The organism is Nocardioides sp. GCM10030259 (genome assembly GCF_042666375.1).
GTDB lineage: Bacteria > Actinomycetota > Actinomycetes > Propionibacteriales > Nocardioidaceae > Nocardioides.
Map to the genome: position 1 here is coordinate 94,648 of NZ_JBHTDF010000011.1, position 17,486 is coordinate 112,133.

The following is a 17,486-nucleotide window of genomic DNA, read 5'->3' on the forward strand; positions in this document are numbered from 1 at the left end:
GGTTCACGTCGCATGACCCAGCTCGTCGACCGCGTGATCGCGGCGATCCGCCTGAACCACGACACCCTCGTCACCCTGATCCCGAACCTGGAGGAGGACCTGCTGGCCTCTCCCAGCGGGGCCTCCGAGTGGACGATCGCGCAGGTGCTGTCCCACCTGGGCAGCGGCGCCGAGATCGGCCGCAAGCCGATCGCACGCGCCGCGGGGGAGGACGTCGCGGACGAGGGAAACGATTCGATCTGGGCGCGCTGGGACGCGGCGTCGCCGATCGACCAGACCGCCGCGTTCGTGCAGCACGACTCGGCGTACCTCGCGACGGTGGAGGGGCTCGACGAGCAGCAGCGAGCCTCGATCACCGTCGACCTGGGCTTCCTGCCCGAGCCTGTGCCGCTGGTGGTGGCGCTGGGCATGCGGCTCAACGAGCTCGCCAACCACGCCTGGGACGTGCGCGTCGGGCTCGACCCCTCCGCCGAGATCGACGACGAGTCGGCGGAGCTGCTGATCGAGCTCTCCCGGGGCCCGTTGGCGTTCCTGCTGGGTTTCTCGGGCAAGGCCGCGGAGCTCGACGAGGAGGCGCGCGTCGCGGTGCCCGGTGCGACCATCCGGGTCGCCGACGAGGTCGCGGTGCTCCCGGCGGCGTCCGACCCGACGGCGACGCTCACCGGCCCGAAGGGCGCGGTCGTGCGGCTGCTCAGCGGGCGGCTCAAGGACCCCTACGCCGAGGGCGTGTCGGTCGAGGGCAACGTCGGGCTCGACGACCTGCGCCGGGTGTTCCCCGGGTACTGATCAGCGCTCAGGCGGCGAGGCAGACCGGCCCGGAGATCGAGCCGCTGGCGAGACGGCGGCTGACGCGCGCGGTCAGGTCGACGAGGCGCAGCCCGAGGGCTCCGGCGACGGCGCCCAGCACCTCGGAGCTGGGCTCCTTCAGGCCGCGCTCGACCTCGGAGAGGTACTGCGTCGAGACGCCCGCGTCGGACGCGACGTCGGCGAGGGTGCGGTCCGCCGTACGACGCTCCTCGCGCAGCTCGTGGCCGACGGCCTCCCGCCAGAGCGGCTCCGGCTCCGGCTGGCGTGCGGGCTCGGGACGGGACGGGAACGCGACCAGGTCACCCATGGTCCGACAGTACGGCGCCTGGGTCGTCGGGTGCCCGGATGTTCGCGCTCGGCGGAACGGGTCGACCGGTCGGCCGGGTCAGTTCGTCGGCTTCTGCGCGCCGACCACCCACATCGCGAAGAACTGCGAGCCGCCGCCGTACGCGTGTCCGAGGGCGCGCTGCGCGCCGTCCACCTGGTGCTCGCCCGCGAGCCCGCGGACCTGGAGGGCCGCCTCGCCGAAGCGGAGCATCCCGGAGGCGCCGATCGGGTTCGACGAGAGCACGCCACCCGAGCAGTTGACCGGCAGTCGGCCGTCCATCGCCGTGGCGCCGGACTCGGTCAGCTTCCACCCCGAGCCCTCCTCGGCGAAGCCGAGGCTCTCGAGCCACATCGGCTCGAACCACGAGAACGGCACGTAGATCTCGGCCATGTCGATCTGCTCGAGCGGGTCGGTGATGCCCGCCTGCTTCCACAGGGCGGCGGCCGCGTCGCGGGAGGCCTGCGGGTTGACCTGGTCGCGCTCGGCGGCCGAGGTGGCCTCCGACCGCATCACCGTGCCGTGGATCCACGCCGGGTTGGGCGACGCGGCGGCGGTGTCCTCGTCGACGATCACGAGCGCGCACGCACCGTCGGAGGAGGGGCAGGTCTCGTCGTACCGGATCGGGTCCCAGAGCATCTGGGACGCGAGCACCGACTCCACCGTGGTGTCGGGGTTCTTCAGGTGGGCGTAGGGGTTCTTGAGGGCATTCTGCCGGTCCTTGGCCGCGACGATCGCGCCCACGTGCGTCGGCGCCGCCGAGCGGCGGATGTAGGAGCGCACGTGCGGCGCGAAGTAGCCGCCCGCACCCGCGTGCACCGGCATGTTGAACGGCAGCGGCACCGACAGCGCCCACATCGCGTTGGACTCCGACTGCTTCTCGAAGGCCACGGTGAGCACGCGCTTGTGCACGCCGGCCTGCACGAGCGACGCCGCGACGATCGCGGTCGAGCCACCGACCGAGCCGGCCGTGTGCACCCGCAGCAGCGGCTTGCCGGCCGCGCCGAGCGCCTCGGCGAGGAAGAGCTCGGGCATCATCACGCCCTCGAAGAGGTCGGGCGCCTTGCCGACGACGATCGCGTCGACGTCGTCGAGCGTCATGTTCGCGTCGACGAGGGCGCGGTCGATGGCCTCGCGGCACAGGCCGGCCATCGAGACGTCGAGGCGCTTCGCGCGGTGGTGGGTCTGACCCACGCCGACCACGGCGGCGGGCTGCTTGGCCATCAGATGCTTCCTTCCAGGGTGCACAGGAGGTTCTGCTGCAGGGCCGGCCCGGAGGTCGCGTGGGCCACCGCCTTGGAGACCTCCCCGGACCAGATCCGCGTCGCCGCCTCGCCGATGCGGATGCCTCCCCCGGAGAAGAGCGGGTTGCTGGTGAGCGCACCGCCCGACGGGTTGATGCGTACGTCGTCGGCGAGCCCGAGCTCGCGGCGCAGGATCAGCTCCTGGTGGCTGAACGGCGCGTGCAGCTCGGCGAGCTCGACGCCGTCGAGGTCCAGGGACGCAGCCGCCCGCGCGGCCGATGGGGAGCGCGTCAGGTCGCGCGTGCCCATGCTCATCGGGTCGATGTTGTGCGTGACGCCGCCGATCCAGGCTGGCCGCTCGCGCACGTCGCGGGCCCTGTCGTCGGCGGCGAGCACGATGGCCGCCGCGCCGTCGGTGACGGGGGAGCAGTCGTGCTTGCGCAGCGGGTCGGCGTACATCGGCCGCGCCAGCAGCTCCTCGACCGACGAGCCGCCCTTGCGGATCGAGTACTCGTTCTTCTCGGCGTCGGTCAGCGAGCGGTTGGCCACCTCGGCCATCGCCCTCTCGTCCCAGACACCGGCCTCGATGCCGGCGCGCGCCTGCAGGCCGGCGAGCGACACCGTGTCGGGCCACAGCGGCGTCATCGTGTACGGCTCGAGCTGGAGCGCGAGGGTACGCCGCAGCACGCCGGCCGACGCCTTGCCGAAGGCGTAGACGAGGGCGGTGTCGACCTCGCCGGTCTGGATCTTCAGCCAGGCCTCGTACATCGCCCACGCCAGGTCCATCTCGACGTGCGACTCGTTCACCGGCGGGATGACGCCGATCGCGTCGACCGCGGACACGAACGAGAACGAGCGACCGGCCAGGTAGTCCGAGGAGCCCGAGCACCAGAACCCGATGTCGCGGCGGGTCCAGCCGGTCTGCTCGTAGCACTCGGCGAACAGCGGGACGAGCAGCTCCACGCAGGTCGGCGACCCGTCGAACTCGGGCATCTGTCGCTGGGCGAACCCGACGACGGCAACGTCTCTCATCTGTCAGCCCCTCAGAGGTGGTGCTTGTAGGTGTCGTAGTCGGCGTCCGGGTCGCCGGTCGGCTCGAAGTGGTCGATGTTCTCCAGCGAGTAGGTCCACTCCTCCTGCGGCTTCCACACGGCCTTGACCCGCATGCCCATCCGCACCTCCGCGGCGTCGACGCCGAGGATCAGGTGCAGGATCGCGATGTCGGCGCCGTCGAGCAGCACGTACGCCGAGACGTACGGCGGCGTGATCTTCTGGCCGAGGAACGGCACGTTGACGATGCAGAACGTCGTGATGGTGCCGGTCTGCGACACCTCGACCTCCTCCGCCGTCGGGGTGCCGTCGGCGGGGCACGCGCTGCGTGGCGGCACGTAGACCTTCTGGCAGGTGGGGCAGCGCTGGCCGACGATCCGGCCCTCGTTGAGCCCGCGGTAGAACGCCGACTCCTCGGGGCTCGCGGCGTACTGGTAGTCGAGCGAGACCGGCACGATGACGCCGGTGACGGGGTCCCCTTCGGTTTCGAGGCTCGTCGCTGGCGCTCCTCGCACCTCAACCTCCGGGGGAGCAGGTTCGAACACCATGTCGGTGATCGCGCCGACCCGCTCCTCGGCCCAGCGCACCTGCACCCGCATCCCGGTCGAGACACCGGCGGGGGAGGAGACGTCCAGCGCGTGCATCAGCGGGGCGTCCGCGCCGTCGAGCCGCACCAGCACGAAGGCGAACGGCCGGTCGAACGGCTGGTCCTTCACCGGCTCGGGCACCCAGGTCCACGACACGACCGTGCCGACCGGCGCGACCTCGACGAAGTCGGTGACCGCCTCGTGGGTGACCGGGTCGAACTCCGGTGGCGGCACGACGACCTTGCCCTCCGACGTCCGCCCGCCGACGACCCTGCCCTCGCGCAGACCCGTGAGGAACCGGCCGAGCACCGGCCCGGTCGATCGGGTGTAGTCGAAGGCTACGGTGACCGGTGCTGACAGTGTTCGTGTCATGGTCCGAAAGTAGAACACGTTCTAGGATCGGGCAAGCACCTGCCCCCGACATGCGCCCCACGACAGGAGAGACACATGAAGCTCGGACTCCAGCTCGGCTACTGGGGGGCCCAGCCCCCGCAGGGCGTCGCGGAGCTCGTCGCCGCAGCGGAGGAGGCCGGCTTCGACGCCGTCTTCTCGGCGGAGGCGTGGGGGAGCGACGCGTTCACCCCGCTCGCCTGGTGGGGCCGGGAGACGTCGCGCCTCAAGCTCGGCACGTCGATCGTGCAGATGTCGGGCCGGGCGCCGACGTCGATCGCGATGCACGTGATGACGCTCGACCACCTCTCGGGCGGCCGCGTCATCCTCGGCATGGGCGTGAGCGGTCCGCAGGTCGTCGAGGGCTGGTACGGCCAGCCGTTCGGCAAGCCCCTGGCCCGCACCCGCGAGGTCGTCGACATCATCCGCCAGGTGCTGGCCCGCGAGGCGCCGGTGACCAACGACGGCCCGCACTACCCGCTGCCCTTCCGCGGTGAGAACTCCGTCGGCCTCGGCAAGCCGCTGAAGCCGATCGTGCACCCGCTGCGGGCCGACGTGCCGATCTGGCTCGGCGCCGAGGGCCCGAAGAACGTCGCCCAGACCGCGGAGATCGCCGACGGCTGGATCCCGATCTTCTACACGCCGAAGTCGGCCGGCATGTACCGGCCCTGGCTCGACGAGGGCTTCGCGCGTCCCGGCGCACGCCGTACCCGGGACGACTTCGAGATCGCCGCGACCTGCCACCTCCAGGTCGTCGACAGCGCCGAGGAGAAGGCGGTGGTGCTCGACGCGATGCGGCCGTTCGTCTCGCTCTACATGGGTGGCATGGGCGCCAAGGAGGCCAACTTCCACAACCAGGTCTTCGTGCGGATGGGCTACGAGGACCTCGCCGCCGAGGTGCAGAAGCTCTACCTCAGTGGCGAGAAGGACCGCGCCACCGCGCTCATCCCCGACGAGCTCGTCGACGACATGCACATCATCGGCACTGCGGGCGAGGTGAAGGAGCGGGTCGCGCAGTGGGAGGAGACCGGCGTGACCACGCTGCTGCTCAGCTGCCGGTCGGCCGCCGAGGTCCGGTCGGTCGCCGAGCTGCTCGCGTAGCGCGGTGCGCTGTGGGTATAGGCCACGCATGCATCTGAAGCGAATCTCGGGCTCAGCTGCCGTGGTGCTCGTCACGGCGGCAGCCCTGGCCACCGGTCCCCTCCCGTCCGCGTCGGCCAGTCCCGCCGGTCACGCCGCCTTCTCGCGCGTCGAGTACAGCGACGGCGAGCCGCGCAACGCGCGACTGAGCATCCCGAAGATCGGGATCCATCGGCTGAAGGTGATCGCCTACCGGGGCAAGACCGACGACGCCCCCGGCACCCGGATCCAGAACCGCGGCATCGCGGCGAGCTCGCACGGCCCGCAGGGCGGCACGGGCCCTGGCGGGATCGGCAACTACCAGGTGGCCGGGCACCGGACGTCCCACGGCGGCGTCTTCGGTCGTACGCCGTCGCTCGACCGCGGCGACAAGGTGTTCGTCGACAGCGGGCGGTGGCGCTACGTCTACCGGATCATCAAGACCCGATGGGTCTCGTTCCGGTCGGCCGAGTCGCTGCGCAAGCAGCGCGCCGAGGTGCCCGGCAAGCCGTGGAAGAAGGCGACGCGCGGCTTCATCACGGTCTCGACCTGCGCGACGCCCGAGGACCGCGCCCGCGGCAACTACTGGACCGACCGCTTCGGCAACCCCGAGCACCGCATCGACAAGATCGGCATCCTGGACAAGCGCGTGGAGCGGCCGCCGCGGCACCACGACGGGCGCCGCTGACGGATCGCTCGCGGGCTCAGGAGTCGGCGGGGGCGATGTTCTGGTTGTGCCGGAACACGTTGCCCGGGTCGTACTTTCGCTTGATGTCGCGCAGCCGGTCGTAGTTGCCCTGGTAGTTGGCGCGGATCCGGTCCTGGTCGTCCGCGGCCATGAAGTTGATGTAGCCGCCCTCCTCGGAGTGGGGCGCGATGGCGTCGTAGTAGTCCCGCACCCAGGCGATGTTCTGCGCGTCGTCCGCCTCGTCGGGCCACATGCCCGCGATGACCGTGGCGAAGTTCGCGTCGCGGTAGGCGAACGCGGTGGAGTCCGGCGCCACCCGGTGGCACGCACCATCGATGGGGTAGATGTGCATCGTCGAGGTCATCACCGGGACCTTCGAGCCGTGCTCGACGTGCGCGTCGATCGCGTCGTCCGTGAGCTCCTTGACGAAGCTCGCCTTCCAGTAGTGCCGGAGGCCGGACGGGTAGAGGTCGTCGAACGCGCTGTTGAGGGCGGGGTACGGCATCGGTCCCACCATCTCGGCCACCGTGGGCGCGAGGTCGCGGAACGGCTTGAGCACCTCCTCGCCACGGTCGAGGTCGCCCGCCCAGCAGGCGACCAGCAGCGAGAGCGTCGTCCCGTGCCGCTCCTCCGGGATGAAGGGCAGCGGCGGCGCGATCTGGTACGCCGGGAAGCCGCCGAACTGCTCCGGCGCGTCGGCGATGAACTCGCGGTAGAGGCGGAACAGGTCGCCGGCCTTGTCGAGCTCGAAGAACATCGGCCCGCCGTAGATGTCCTTCACCGGGCTCAGGCGGAACTCGAAGGACGTCACCACGCCGAAGTTGCCGCCGCCGCCTCGGATCGCCCAGAAGAGGTCGGCGTCGTCCTTGTCGCTCGCGAGGTGGAAGATGCCGTCGGCCGTCACGACGTCGGCGCCCAGCAGGCTGTCGAGGGCGAGCCCGAGCCCGCGCGCCAGGTAGCCGATGCCGCCGCCGAGGGTCAGGCCGGCGACGCCGGTCGTCGAGATGATGCCGCCGGTGGTGGCGAGCCCGAAGGGGTACGCCGCCGCGTTCAGGTCGCCCCAGGTCGCACCGCCGCCGACGCGGGCGGTCTGGGTGCGCGGGTCCACGCGCACGCTGTTCATCGCCGACATGTCGACGACGAGCCCGCCGTCGCTGGTGCCGAAGCCGGGGACGCTGTGGGCGCCTCCGCGGACGGCGACCGACAGCCCGTTGTCCGCGGCGAAGCTGACCGCAGTCATCACGTCGCCGGCGTTGACCGGCTGCACGATGACGTCCGGGCGCTTGTCGATCATGCCGTTGCGGACGGCGCGCGCCACGTCGTACCCGGGGTCCTCCGGTCCGGTGACGCGCCCCCTGATCGTGGCGCGCAGGGTGTCCAGCTCGATGCTCATGCGTCCTCCTCGAGGCTCGTCCTCATCGCGTCCGGGGCGACAAGGGCGTCGAGAAGCGTCACGAGCCGCGGCGGTCCGCAGCGGGTCTGATTGGCGCGACGTTAGCCCTGCAGCAGCGCGCTGTCATCGTTCATCCGGGCCGTTTCCGGGGCCATCCCGACGGGGTGACAGGCTTGCCCGGTGACCACCTACGGCGTCCTGGGAGTCGGCTCCATCGCGGCCGCGATCGTCACCGGCATGTGTGACGGGGTGGCCGACCCGCCGGCCGTCGTGCTGTCGCCGCGCAACGCCGAGCGGGCCGCCGAGCTGGCCGCCCGCCTGTCGTCCGTGCGCGTCGCGGCCGACAACCAGGCGGTCGTCGACGAGAGCGACGTCGTGGTCGTCTGCCTGCGGCCGGACGCCGCCGCCGAGGCCCTGGCGGGGCTCGGGTTCCGGGACGGTCAGGCGGTGGTGAGCGCCGTCGCGGGCCTGCACGTCGCCAGCCTCGCGGAGCTCGTCGCGCCGGCCGCCGACGTAGCGCGCAGCATCCCGCTGCCGGCGGTCGCGACCCGCGGCAGCATCACCCCGGTGCACCCGGCGACGCCCGCGGCGGTCGCCCTGTTCGACCGGCTCGGCGGCAGCCTCCCGGTGGCCGACGAGACGGCGTACGAGTCGGTGGCCGCTGCCTCCGCCACGGTCGCCGCACACTTCCGCTACCTCGGCACGATCGCCGACTGGCTGACCGCGCGCGGCATCCCGCAGGGCGAGGCCCGGCGGTACGTCGCCGACACGTTCGCGGCCCTGTCGGGAGAGCTCGGCGAGGCGGAGGTCGACTTCGCCGACCTGGCGGGGGCGCACGCGACGCCGGGTGGGCTCAACGAGCAGTTCGCGCGGGACCTCGGCGAGGCGGGCGTGTACGACGCGGTGCGGGCCGGTCTCGACGCGATCCTCGCGAGGATTGCCCCGAGATAGAACACGTTCTAGTGTCGGGTCCCATGACGGCAGACATGCGAGTCGGGACCCACAACGGCCACCTCATGGTGTCGGCGCTCAAGCGGCACCGTGACAAGCCGGTGATGTACCTCGGCGACGCCACGATCACCGGTCGCGAAGCGGCCGAGCGGATGAGCCAGTACGTCCAGGCGTTCGACGCGCTGGGGGCCGGCCGCGGCACCGCCGGGGCGCTGCTCGCTCTCAACCGCCCCGAGGTGCTGTTCATCCTGGGAGCGGGCCAGACGCAGGGCTACCGGCGCAGCTCGCTGCACCCGCTGGGCTCGCTCGAGGACCATGCCTACGTCATCAACGACGCCGAGATCACGACGCTGACGATCGACCCGGTGCCGATGTTCGTCGAGCGTGCGGTCGGCCTGCTCGAGCGGTGCCCGAAGCTGGAGAAGGTCCTGACGATCGGCCCGGTCCCCGACGAGCTCGCCCACGTCGGGCACGACCTGGTGGCCGCGGCCGCGTCGTTCGACCCCCGCCCGCTCGAGGCGGCGACGCTGGACCCCGATCACGTCGTGTCGATCACCTACACCGGCGGCACCACCGGCAAGCCGAAGGGCGTCATCGGGCTCTCGCGCCAGATGAGCACGATGACCCAGGTCCAGATGGCCGAGTGGGAGTGGCCGGAGTCGCCGAAGTTCCTCATGTGCACGCCGCTCTCGCACGCCGGCGCGGCGTTCTTCGTGCCGACCGTTCTCAAGGGCGGCTGTCTCTACGTGCTCGCGAAGTTCGACCCCGCCGAGGTGCTGCGCACGATCGAGGAGCAGCGGATCACCGCGACGATGCTGGTGCCGTCGATGCTCTACGCGCTCATGGACCACCCCGACAGCCGGACCCGGGACCTGTCGTCGCTCGAGACCGTCTACTACGGCGCGTCCGCGATCAACCCGGTGCGCCTCAAGGAGGCGATCGACCGGTTCGGGCCGATCTTCGCGCAGTACTACGGCCAGTCCGAGGCGCCGATGGCGATCACGTACTTCGCCAAGGAGGACCACGTCTCCGATGACGACCGCCGGCTCGCGTCCTGCGGGCGCCCGTCGGCCTTCGTGCGTACGGCGCTCCTCGGCGAGGACGGCAGGCCGGTGCCGGTGGGCGAGCCGGGGGAGATCTGCGTGGCCGGGCCGCTGCTCGCCGGCGGCTACTGGAACCTGCCGGAGGAGACCGCCGAGACCTTCCGCGACGGCTGGATGCACACCGGGGACGTGGCGCGCGAGGACGAGGACGGCTTCTGGTACATCGTCGACCGCACCAAGGACATGATCGTCACCGGCGGCTTCAACGTCTTCCCGCGCGAGGTCGAGGACGTCGTCGCCGAGCACCCGGCCGTGGCCCAGGTCGGCGTGATCGGCACCCCGCACGAGAAGTTCGGCGAGGCGGTCACCGCGATCGTCGTGCTCCGCTCCGACGCACCGCGGGACGAGGAGTCGATCGCGACCATGACCGGGGAGATCCAGCAGATGGTCAAGGACCGCAAGGGCTCCGTGCAGTCGCCCAAGCAGGTCATCGTCGCCGACACCCTGCCGCTCACCGGCCTCGGCAAGCCCGACAAGAAGGCGCTGCGCGCGCAGTTCTGGACCGGCGACCGGGCCGTCGGCTGACGGCGTACCGCGACGGCCCGCGGGGTACGACGTCGCACATGCCCCTGCGCAACGGTCAGCACGGCTACGGCCTCGTCACGAAGGCGCTGCACTGGCTGACGGTGCTGGTGATCGCGACGCAGTTCGTCGTGGGCTACACGATGGAGACCGAGGCCGACGTCGCCCAGGTCGAGTGCGACCCGCCCGGTGAGGACCGCAGCGGCGGCGACACCTCGGACGCCGAGGAGGAGCGCCTCGATCGCGTCGAGGACGCGTGCGAGGACCGCCAGGACGCTCGCGAGGACGAGGCCGAGGACGGCGTCGGGACCGCCTGGAGCGACCTGTGGTCGGGCGACCTGCTCACGGACGGGATCTCCGGCCCGGAGCTGCACGTCCTGCTCGGCCTGCTGCTGATCGTGCTGGGTGCGACCCGGGTGCTGTGGCGCCGGCTGACGCCCCTCCCGCCGTGGGACAGCCGGCTGACGACGACCGACCAGCGCATCGTGCACGCCACCGAGGTCGCGTTGCTGACCCTGCTGTTCGTCGTACCGCTGACCGGGCTGGCGCTGGTCGCGGGGGAGGACGACCTGCTCCCGCTGCACATCGCCGCGCACGTCGGATTCTTCCTGGCCCTCGGCGCGCACCTGACCATGGTGCTCGGCCGGCGACTGCTCCCGCGGATGCTCTGAACCGAGGCCCCGCAGGTAGCCTTCACGGCGGCTTGTTTCGAAAATCGCGAAGTGTGGAAAACGTTATCGACAACGATTGACACTCGCCGATGCCGGATGGCACCTTTCCGGCATTGTGTGACGTGCGCCGCAGCGGCGTACGCCAAAGCGGAAGGGTTACGAATGAGGTCGAAGACTCGCAGCGCGGCGCTGGCCGCGCTCTGCGCCGGCGCGATGCTGGTGGCAACGGCGTGCGGTTCCGACGACGACTCGTCGGAGAGCGGTGGCGACACCACGATCACCTGGTGGCACAACTCGAACAACGAGCCCGGCATGGGCTACTACGAGCAGGTCGCGAAGGACTTCGAGGCCGACAACCCCGGCGTGAAGATCGAGATCAGCGCCATGGCCCACGAGGACATGGTCGACAAGCTCGACGCGGCGTTCCAGGCCGGGGACATCCCGGACATCTACATGGAGCGCGGCGGCGGCGAGCTCGCGGACCACGTCGAGGCCGGCATGGTGAAGGACCTCACCGAGTCCGCGTCCGAGGAGATCGCCAAGATCGGCGGATCGGCCGGCGGTTGGCAGATCGACGGCAAGACCTACGGCCTGCCGTACAGCATCGGCGTCGTGGGCTTCTGGTACAACACCGACCTCTTCGAGCAGGCCGGCATCACCGCGCCACCCACCACCGTGGCCGAGCTCATCGACGCCTCCGACAAGCTCAAGGCCGCCGGCATCACCCCGATCTCGGTCGGCGCCGGTGACAAGTGGCCCGCCGCGCACTACTGGTACTACGGCGCGCTGCGCGCCTGCTCCTCGGACGTGCTCAAGGACGCGGTCACCAGCCTCGACTTCTCCGACCCGTGCTTCGTCGAGGCCGGCGAGATGGTCGAGGAGATCGTCGCCGCCGAGCCGTTCAACAAGGGCTTCCTGACCACCAAGGCGCAGGAGGGCGCGACGTCCGCGTCCGGCCTGCTGGCCACCGGCAAGGTCGCCATGGAGCTCGCCGGCCACTGGGAGCCCGGCGTCATGCAGGGCATCACCGAGGATGGCAAGGGCCTGGGTGACAACACCGGCTGGTTCCCGTTCCCGGCCATCGAGGGCGGCGCGGGCGACCCGGCCGACGCACTCGGCGGCGGCGACGCCTGGGCGGTCTCGGAGGAGGCTCCCGACGAGGCGGTCGAGTTCGCGAAGTACCTGCTCTCCGACGAGGTGCAGACCGGCTTCGCCGAGAACGACATGGGCCTGCCGACCAACCCGGCCGCCGGCTCTGCCGTGAAGGACCCGGCCCTGGCCGGCCTGCTCGAGGTGCGCGACGCGGCGCCGTTCGTCCAGCTGTACTTCGACACCGCCTTCGGCACCTCCGTCGGTGGCGCCATGAACGACGAGATCGCGCTGCTCTTCGCCGGTGAGGCGTCCCCGCAGGACGTCGTCGACGCCACGCAGGCGGCCGCGGACATGGAGCAGTGATCTGACCGTGACGGAGCAGGGCGCCGCGACCGAAGCGGCACCCGTCATCCCGATGGGGACCACCCGGCGCGGGGAACCGCGCCGGGTGGCCCCCCGGCCCGTGGGCGCCGGCTGGCGCCAGCGGCTGGAGATCGCGTTCTTCGTGACACCGGCGCTGGCGCTGATGGCGGTGTTCGTCGTCTGGCCGGTCGTCTCGGCGGTGCGGATGTCGTTCTACCGCTGGAAGGGCTTCGGCCCGATGGACGACTTCGTGGGCTGGGCCAACTACGACCTGGTGCTCAACGACGACGTCTTCCGCGACGCCGTCGTGCACAACTTCACGATCGTCGTGCTGTCGATCGCCATCCAGCTGCCGCTGGGCCTGGCCATCGCCCTGCTGCTGAACCGGCGGATCCGCTTCCGGGGGGTGCTGCGCACGATCGTGTTCGTGCCCTACGTGCTCGCCGAGGTCATCGCGGGTGTCGTCTGGTACCAGCTGCTGCAGCCGGAGTCCGGCGTCGTCGACGGGCTGATCCGCATGGTCGGCCTCACGCCGCCCGAGCAGGGCTTCCTCGGCACCCCGGACCTGGCGCTGTGGACCGTGTTCGTGGTGCTGACCTGGAAATACCTCGGCCTGGCGATCCTGCTGTTCCTGGCCGGCCTCCAGGGCGTGCCCGACGAGCTCTACGAGGCCGCCCAGCTCGACGGGTGCAGCTGGTGGCAGGTGCAGCGGCGGGTCGCGATCCCCCTGATCGGGCCGACCATCCGCACCTGGTGCTTCCTGTCGATGATCGGCTCGCTGCAGCTCTTCGACATGGTCTGGATCCTGACCGGCGGCGGGCCCGCCAACGCGACCACGACGATGGCGACGTACCTGATCAGCCAGGGCACGCAGCGCCACAATTACGGAATCGCAGGCGCGGCTTCGGTGATCCTGTTCGTGGTCGGATTCGTGATGGCCCTGGCCTACCAGGTCTTCGTGCTTCGGCGCGACACTGCGGAGAAGAGGTGAGGGAGCCGATGAACCCGGGACGCACGAAGCCCTTCGGGTCAGGTGGGCCACTGGTCTACCTGCTCGCCCTGATGGCCGTCATCGTGACGGTCGGTCCGGTCGTGTACGGCGCGCTGGGCGGGTTCCGCACCAACGAGCAGCTCGCCAGTGACCCGTCGGGCCTGCCGGACCCATGGGTCTGGAGGAACTACGAGCACGTCGTCACGAACCCGGACTTCTGGCAGTACGCGCTGAACTCGACGATCGTCGCGGTCGTCACGACGGTCGTGGCCGTGCTCTTCGGCGTGATGGCGGCGTACCCGCTCGCGCGGTACCAGTTCCGCGGCCGTGAGCCGCTGTTCATGGTGTTCGTGCTCGGCCTGCTCTTCCCGGCCGCGGTGGCGATCATCCCGCTGTTCATCCTGGTCACCCAGGACCTGCAGCTGGGCAACACCTACTGGGGCGTGGCGCTGCCGCAGGCGGCGTTCGCGCTGCCACTCACCGTGGTGATCCTGCGGCCGTTCCTGATGGCGATGCCGCGCGAGCTCGAGGAGGCCGCGCTGATGGATGGCGCCTCGCGGATCGGGATCTTCTGGCGCCTCGCGATCCCGCTGTCGGCGCCGGCGCTCGTGACGGTCGGCGTGCTGGCGTTCGTGGCGTCGTGGAACGCCTACCTGCTGCCGCTGCTCCTGCTGCAGGACGACATGCGGACGCTGCCGCTGGGGGTCGCGGACTACTCGAGCGAGCACTCGGCCGACACGGCCGGCGTGCTCGCGTTCACCACGCTCGCGATGATCCCGGCGCTCATCCTCTTCCTCGCGATGCAGCGCCGCATCGTCGGTGGCCTCCAGGGCGCGGTCAAGGGCTGAGGGGGTCAGGACGATGGATGACGACGTGACGACCCGGGACACGCGACCCGCCGGCCGGGTGACGATGCAGCAGGTGGCCGCCGAGGCCGGCGTCTCGATCTCGACGGTCTCGAAGGTGATCAACGGCCGGTACGGCGTCTCGAGCGAGACGTTCGAGCACGTGACCGCGGTGATCAACCGGCTGGGCTACGAGGCGAGCCTGGTCGCCCGCAGCCTGCGCAACACCCGGACCAACGTCATCGGGGTGCTGGTCGCGGACTTCGAGCCGTTCAGCACCGAGGTGCTGAAGGGCGCGGCCGACGCGATCCGCGGCTCCGGCTACGAGCTGGTCGCCTACTCGGCCGGCGGCCGCGTCGACGAGCACATCGGCTGGGAGCGGCGCTACCTCTCCCGGGTGATGGGCACGCTCGTCGACGGTGCCGTGCTGGTGACGCCGACCGTGACCGACGTGCAGTACGACGGACCGGTCGTCGCGGTCGACCCGCACACCGGCCGGTCGAGCCTGCCGACGGTCGCCGCCGACAACCTGCAGGGCGCCCGCCTGGGCGTCGACCACCTGCTCGAGCTGGGCCACCGACGCATCGGCATGGTCACCGGCCGTCCCGACCTGGTCTCCGCCCAGCTCCGCGAGCGCGGCTACCGGGAGGCGCTCGGCGCCGCCGGCCTCGCCGTCGACGAGTCGCTCCTCGCGCTCGGCGCCTTCGACCACGAGCAGGCGCGCGACGCCGCGCGGGAGCTGCTGCTCCTGCCGGAGCCGCCGTCCGCCATCTTCGCCGCCAACGACACCTCGGCACTGGCCACGCTCGAGGTCGCCGGCGAGCTCGGCATCGACGTGCCCGGCCGGCTGTCGATCGTCGGCTTCGACAACATTCCCGAGTCCGCGCTGGCGCAGCCGTCGCTGACCACCGTGCAGCAGCCGATGCGCGACCTCGGCCACGAGGCGATCTCGATGCTCGTCGGGCTGATCGCCGGACACGACCTGGAGGAGACACACGTGACACTGGAGACGACGCTGGTGCGTCGGAGCACGACCGCAGCGCCGGGAGCGGCCTCGTGACCGAGCTCTGGCGGGACGTCACCGCGCCGGCCGGGGACCGAGTGTCCGACCTGATCTCCCGTATGGAGGTGCACGAGAAGGTCGCGCAGCTGGCGTCGGTGTGGGGCGTGGACCCCGAGACCGGCGACATGGCGCCGATGCTGCGCGACGCCATGGGAGACATGACGCCGTGGGCCGACCTCATCCGCGGCGGCCTCGGCCAGATCACGCGTCCCTTCGGCACCGAGCCGGTCGAGGCCGCCGAGGGGATGCGCGGCCTGGCGCGGCGCCAGCGCGACGTCGTGGCGGCCAACCGGTTCGGCATCCCGGCGCAGGTGCACGAGGAGTCCCTGACCGGGCTGAACGCCTGGCGCGCCACGATCTACCCCTCGCCGCTGTGCTGGGCGGCGACCTTCGACCCCACGTTGGTGGAGCGGATGGGCGCGCAGATCGCGGAGACGATGCGCAGCCTCGGCATCCACCAGGGCCTGGCGCCGGTGCTCGACGTGGTGCGTGACCACCGCTGGGGTCGGGTCGAGGAGTCCCTCGGCGAGGACCCGTTCCTCTCCGGCCTGATGGGCGCGGCGTACGTGCGCGGCCTCGAGGGCGCGGGTGTCGTCGCGACGCTCAAGCACTTCGCCGGCTACGCGTCGTCGCGCGCCGCGCGCAACCACGCGCCGGTGTCGATGGGCCCCCGTGAGCTCGCCGACGTCGTGCTGCCGCCGTTCGAGATGGCGCTGCGGGCCGGTGCGCGGTCGGTGATGAACTCCTACACCGACACCGACGGGGTCCCCGCCGCCGCAGACCGGGCGCTGCTGACGACGCTGCTGCGCGACGAGCTCGGCTTCACCGGGACGCTCGTCTCCGACTACTTCTCCGTTGCGTTCCTGCGCACCCTGCACCACGTCGCCGAGACCGACGGCGACGCCGCGCGGCTGGCGCTGGAGGCCGGCATCGACGTGGAGCTGCCGTCGGTCAACGCGTTCGGTCAACCGCTGCTCGACGCCATCGCGTCCGGCCTCGTGGACGAGAAGACCGTCGACCGGGCGCTCTCGCGGGTGCTGCTGCAGAAGTGCCAGCTCGGGCTGCTCGACCCCGACTGGGCCCCGGCCGAGCCGACCGACGTCGACCTCGACCCGCCGGAGGCGCGCGCCCTCGCCCTCGACCTGGCCCGCCGGTCGGTCGTGCTGATGGCCAACGACGGCACGCTGCCGCTCGCCGCCGGCGCACGGGTCGCGGTCGTGGGGCCGCGGGCCGACACCGACGAGGCGATGCTCGGCTGCTACTCGTTCCCGATGCACGTGCTCGCCCACTACGACGACGTCGAGACCGGCGTGTCGATCCCGACGGTGCGCGAGGCGCTGGCCGACACGTTCGACGTGACGTACGCCCTCGGCTGCCCGGTCCTCGGCGGCGCCGACGACGACATCGCTGCCGCTGCGGCGGCCGCCGCCGAGGCCGACGTCTGCGTGGCCGTCCTCGGCGACCAGGCCGGGCTCTTCGGGCTCGGTACGTCGGGCGAGGGCTGCGACGTCGTGACCCTGGACCTGCCCGGCCGGCAGGAGGAGCTGCTCGAGGCTCTGCTCGCCACGGGCACGCCGGTCGTGGCCGTGCTGCTCGTCGGCCGGCCGTACGACCTGAGCCGCCAGGTGTCGCGCCTGGCCGGTGTCGTGTGCGGCTTCTTCCCGGGCGAGGAGGGTGCGCAGGCGATCGCCGACGTGCTCGCCGGCCGGGTGAACCCGTCCGGTCGGCTCCCCGTGAGCTTCCCCGGCGCCGGCTCGACCCAGCCCTCGACGTACCTCGCGCCCGTACTCGGGCAGCGCAGCGACGTGAGCAACGTCGACCCGACTCCGCTCTTCCCGTTCGGGCACGGGCTCTCGTACGCCGCGGCGACCTGGGGCGACGTGTCGGCGACGACGGGCGGGCAGTGGGCGACCGACGGCACCTGCGACGTCGAGGTGCTGCTCGCGAACGACGCCGACCGCGACGTGTCCGAGGTGGTGCAGGTCTACCTGCACGACCGGACGTCCTCCGTGGTGCGACCCGTCCAGCAGCTGGTGGGCGCGACGCGCGTCGACCTGGCGCCGGGGGAGCGGGTGCGGGTGCGCCTCGGCCTGCACGCCGACCTGACCTCCTTCACCGGGCGCGACCTGGTGCGGATCGTCGAGCCGGGCGCGGTGGAGCTCCGGGTCGGTGCGTCGAGCGCCGACGCGCGCGCGGTGCTGCCGCTCGAGCTCGTCGGGTCGCTGCGGCAGGTGGGCGCGGACCGGGCGCTCGAGCCGTCGGTCGTGGTCGAGCCGGCCTGA

At 71.5% G+C, this 17,486-nt stretch carries 16 protein-coding genes; 11 read left to right on the top strand and 5 right to left on the bottom strand.

The features are described from left to right. Positions 1-12: 12 nt before the first annotated feature. Complete coding sequence (locus ACFQQI_RS12125; protein WP_378563112.1) at positions 13-786, top strand: maleylpyruvate isomerase family mycothiol-dependent enzyme; 774 nt, start codon at positions 13-15, stop codon at positions 784-786. A gap of 7 nt (positions 787-793) precedes the next feature. Here ACFQQI_RS12125 and ACFQQI_RS12130 read toward each other — a convergent pair whose 3' ends face one another. The 4 genes from ACFQQI_RS12130 to ACFQQI_RS12145 form a co-directional block, all read right to left on the bottom strand. Then, on the bottom strand, positions 794-1,114 hold the full coding sequence (locus ACFQQI_RS12130) for a helix-turn-helix domain-containing protein (RefSeq protein ID WP_378563117.1): 321 nt from the start codon (positions 1,112-1,114) through the stop codon (positions 794-796). Positions 1,115-1,192: 78 nt separating this feature from the next. Further along, positions 1,193-2,356 (bottom strand): thiolase domain-containing protein, encoded by a 1,164-nt coding sequence (locus ACFQQI_RS12135; RefSeq protein WP_378563122.1) that lies wholly within the window; start codon positions 2,354-2,356, stop codon positions 1,193-1,195. Further along, positions 2,356-3,408: a thiolase domain-containing protein gene (locus ACFQQI_RS12140; RefSeq protein ID WP_378563125.1), complete on the bottom strand. Its 1,053-nt coding sequence runs from the start codon at positions 3,406-3,408 to the stop codon at positions 2,356-2,358. The genes ACFQQI_RS12135 and ACFQQI_RS12140 overlap by 1 nt, the downstream gene beginning before the upstream one ends. Positions 3,409-3,419: 11 nt before the next feature. Next, entirely contained in the window at positions 3,420-4,385 is a 966-nt protein-coding gene (locus ACFQQI_RS12145; protein WP_378563128.1) for a Zn-ribbon domain-containing OB-fold protein, read from the bottom strand. Between the two features lie 75 nt (positions 4,386-4,460). On the opposite strand from ACFQQI_RS12145, the gene ACFQQI_RS12150 reads away from it, so the two are divergent. Together ACFQQI_RS12150 and ACFQQI_RS12155 are read left to right on the top strand one after the other, a co-directional pair. Beyond that, positions 4,461-5,504 carry an LLM class F420-dependent oxidoreductase gene (locus ACFQQI_RS12150; protein ID WP_378563131.1) on the top strand — a complete coding sequence of 348 codons (1,044 nt, stop codon included), beginning with the start codon at positions 4,461-4,463 and terminating at the stop codon, positions 5,502-5,504. Between the two features lie 28 nt (positions 5,505-5,532). Continuing rightward, positions 5,533-6,210 (top strand): sortase domain-bontaining protein, encoded by a 678-nt coding sequence (locus tag ACFQQI_RS12155; RefSeq protein WP_378563134.1) that lies wholly within the window; start codon positions 5,533-5,535, stop codon positions 6,208-6,210. Positions 6,211-6,226: 16 nt separating this feature from the next. On the opposite strand, the gene ACFQQI_RS12160 is transcribed toward ACFQQI_RS12155, so the two are convergent. Continuing rightward, positions 6,227-7,603, bottom strand: a complete 1,377-nt coding sequence (locus ACFQQI_RS12160; RefSeq protein ID WP_378563137.1) for an FAD-binding oxidoreductase — start codon at positions 7,601-7,603, stop codon at positions 6,227-6,229. Between the two features lie 180 nt (positions 7,604-7,783). On the opposite strand from ACFQQI_RS12160, the gene ACFQQI_RS12165 reads away from it, so the two are divergent. The 8 genes from ACFQQI_RS12165 (at position 7,784) to ACFQQI_RS12200 (ending at position 17,486) form a co-directional block, all read left to right on the top strand. After that, on the top strand, positions 7,784-8,554 hold the full coding sequence (locus tag ACFQQI_RS12165; RefSeq protein WP_378563140.1) for an NAD(P)-binding domain-containing protein: 771 nt from the start codon (positions 7,784-7,786) through the stop codon (positions 8,552-8,554). Positions 8,555-8,577: 23 nt separating this feature from the next. Then, positions 8,578-10,182 carry a fatty-acid--CoA ligase FadD8 gene (gene fadD8 / locus ACFQQI_RS12170; RefSeq protein ID WP_378563143.1) on the top strand — a complete coding sequence of 535 codons (1,605 nt, stop codon included), beginning with the start codon at positions 8,578-8,580 and terminating at the stop codon, positions 10,180-10,182. Positions 10,183-10,220: 38 nt separating this feature from the next. Beyond that, on the top strand, positions 10,221-10,850 hold the full coding sequence (locus ACFQQI_RS12175) for a cytochrome b/b6 domain-containing protein (protein ID WP_378563146.1): 630 nt from the start codon (positions 10,221-10,223) through the stop codon (positions 10,848-10,850). 162 nt (positions 10,851-11,012) lie between these two features. Then, the gene (locus ACFQQI_RS12180; protein WP_378563149.1) at positions 11,013-12,305 is read left to right on the top strand and encodes an ABC transporter substrate-binding protein; all 1,293 of its coding nucleotides are present in this window, start codon (positions 11,013-11,015) and stop codon (positions 12,303-12,305) included. 7 nt (positions 12,306-12,312) lie between these two features. Then, entirely contained in the window at positions 12,313-13,296 is a 984-nt protein-coding gene (locus ACFQQI_RS12185; protein ID WP_378563152.1) for a carbohydrate ABC transporter permease, read from the top strand. Between the two features lie 8 nt (positions 13,297-13,304). Continuing rightward, a complete protein-coding gene (locus ACFQQI_RS12190; protein ID WP_378563155.1) occupies positions 13,305-14,144 on the top strand; it encodes a carbohydrate ABC transporter permease in 840 nt (279 codons plus the stop codon). Between the two features lie 13 nt (positions 14,145-14,157). Beyond that, positions 14,158-15,201, top strand: a complete 1,044-nt coding sequence (locus ACFQQI_RS12195) for a LacI family DNA-binding transcriptional regulator (protein WP_378563157.1) — start codon at positions 14,158-14,160, stop codon at positions 15,199-15,201. Beyond that, positions 15,198-17,486, top strand: coding sequence for a beta-glucosidase (locus ACFQQI_RS12200; protein WP_378563160.1), 2,289 nt, complete (start codon positions 15,198-15,200; stop codon positions 17,484-17,486). The genes ACFQQI_RS12195 and ACFQQI_RS12200 overlap by 4 nt, the downstream gene beginning before the upstream one ends.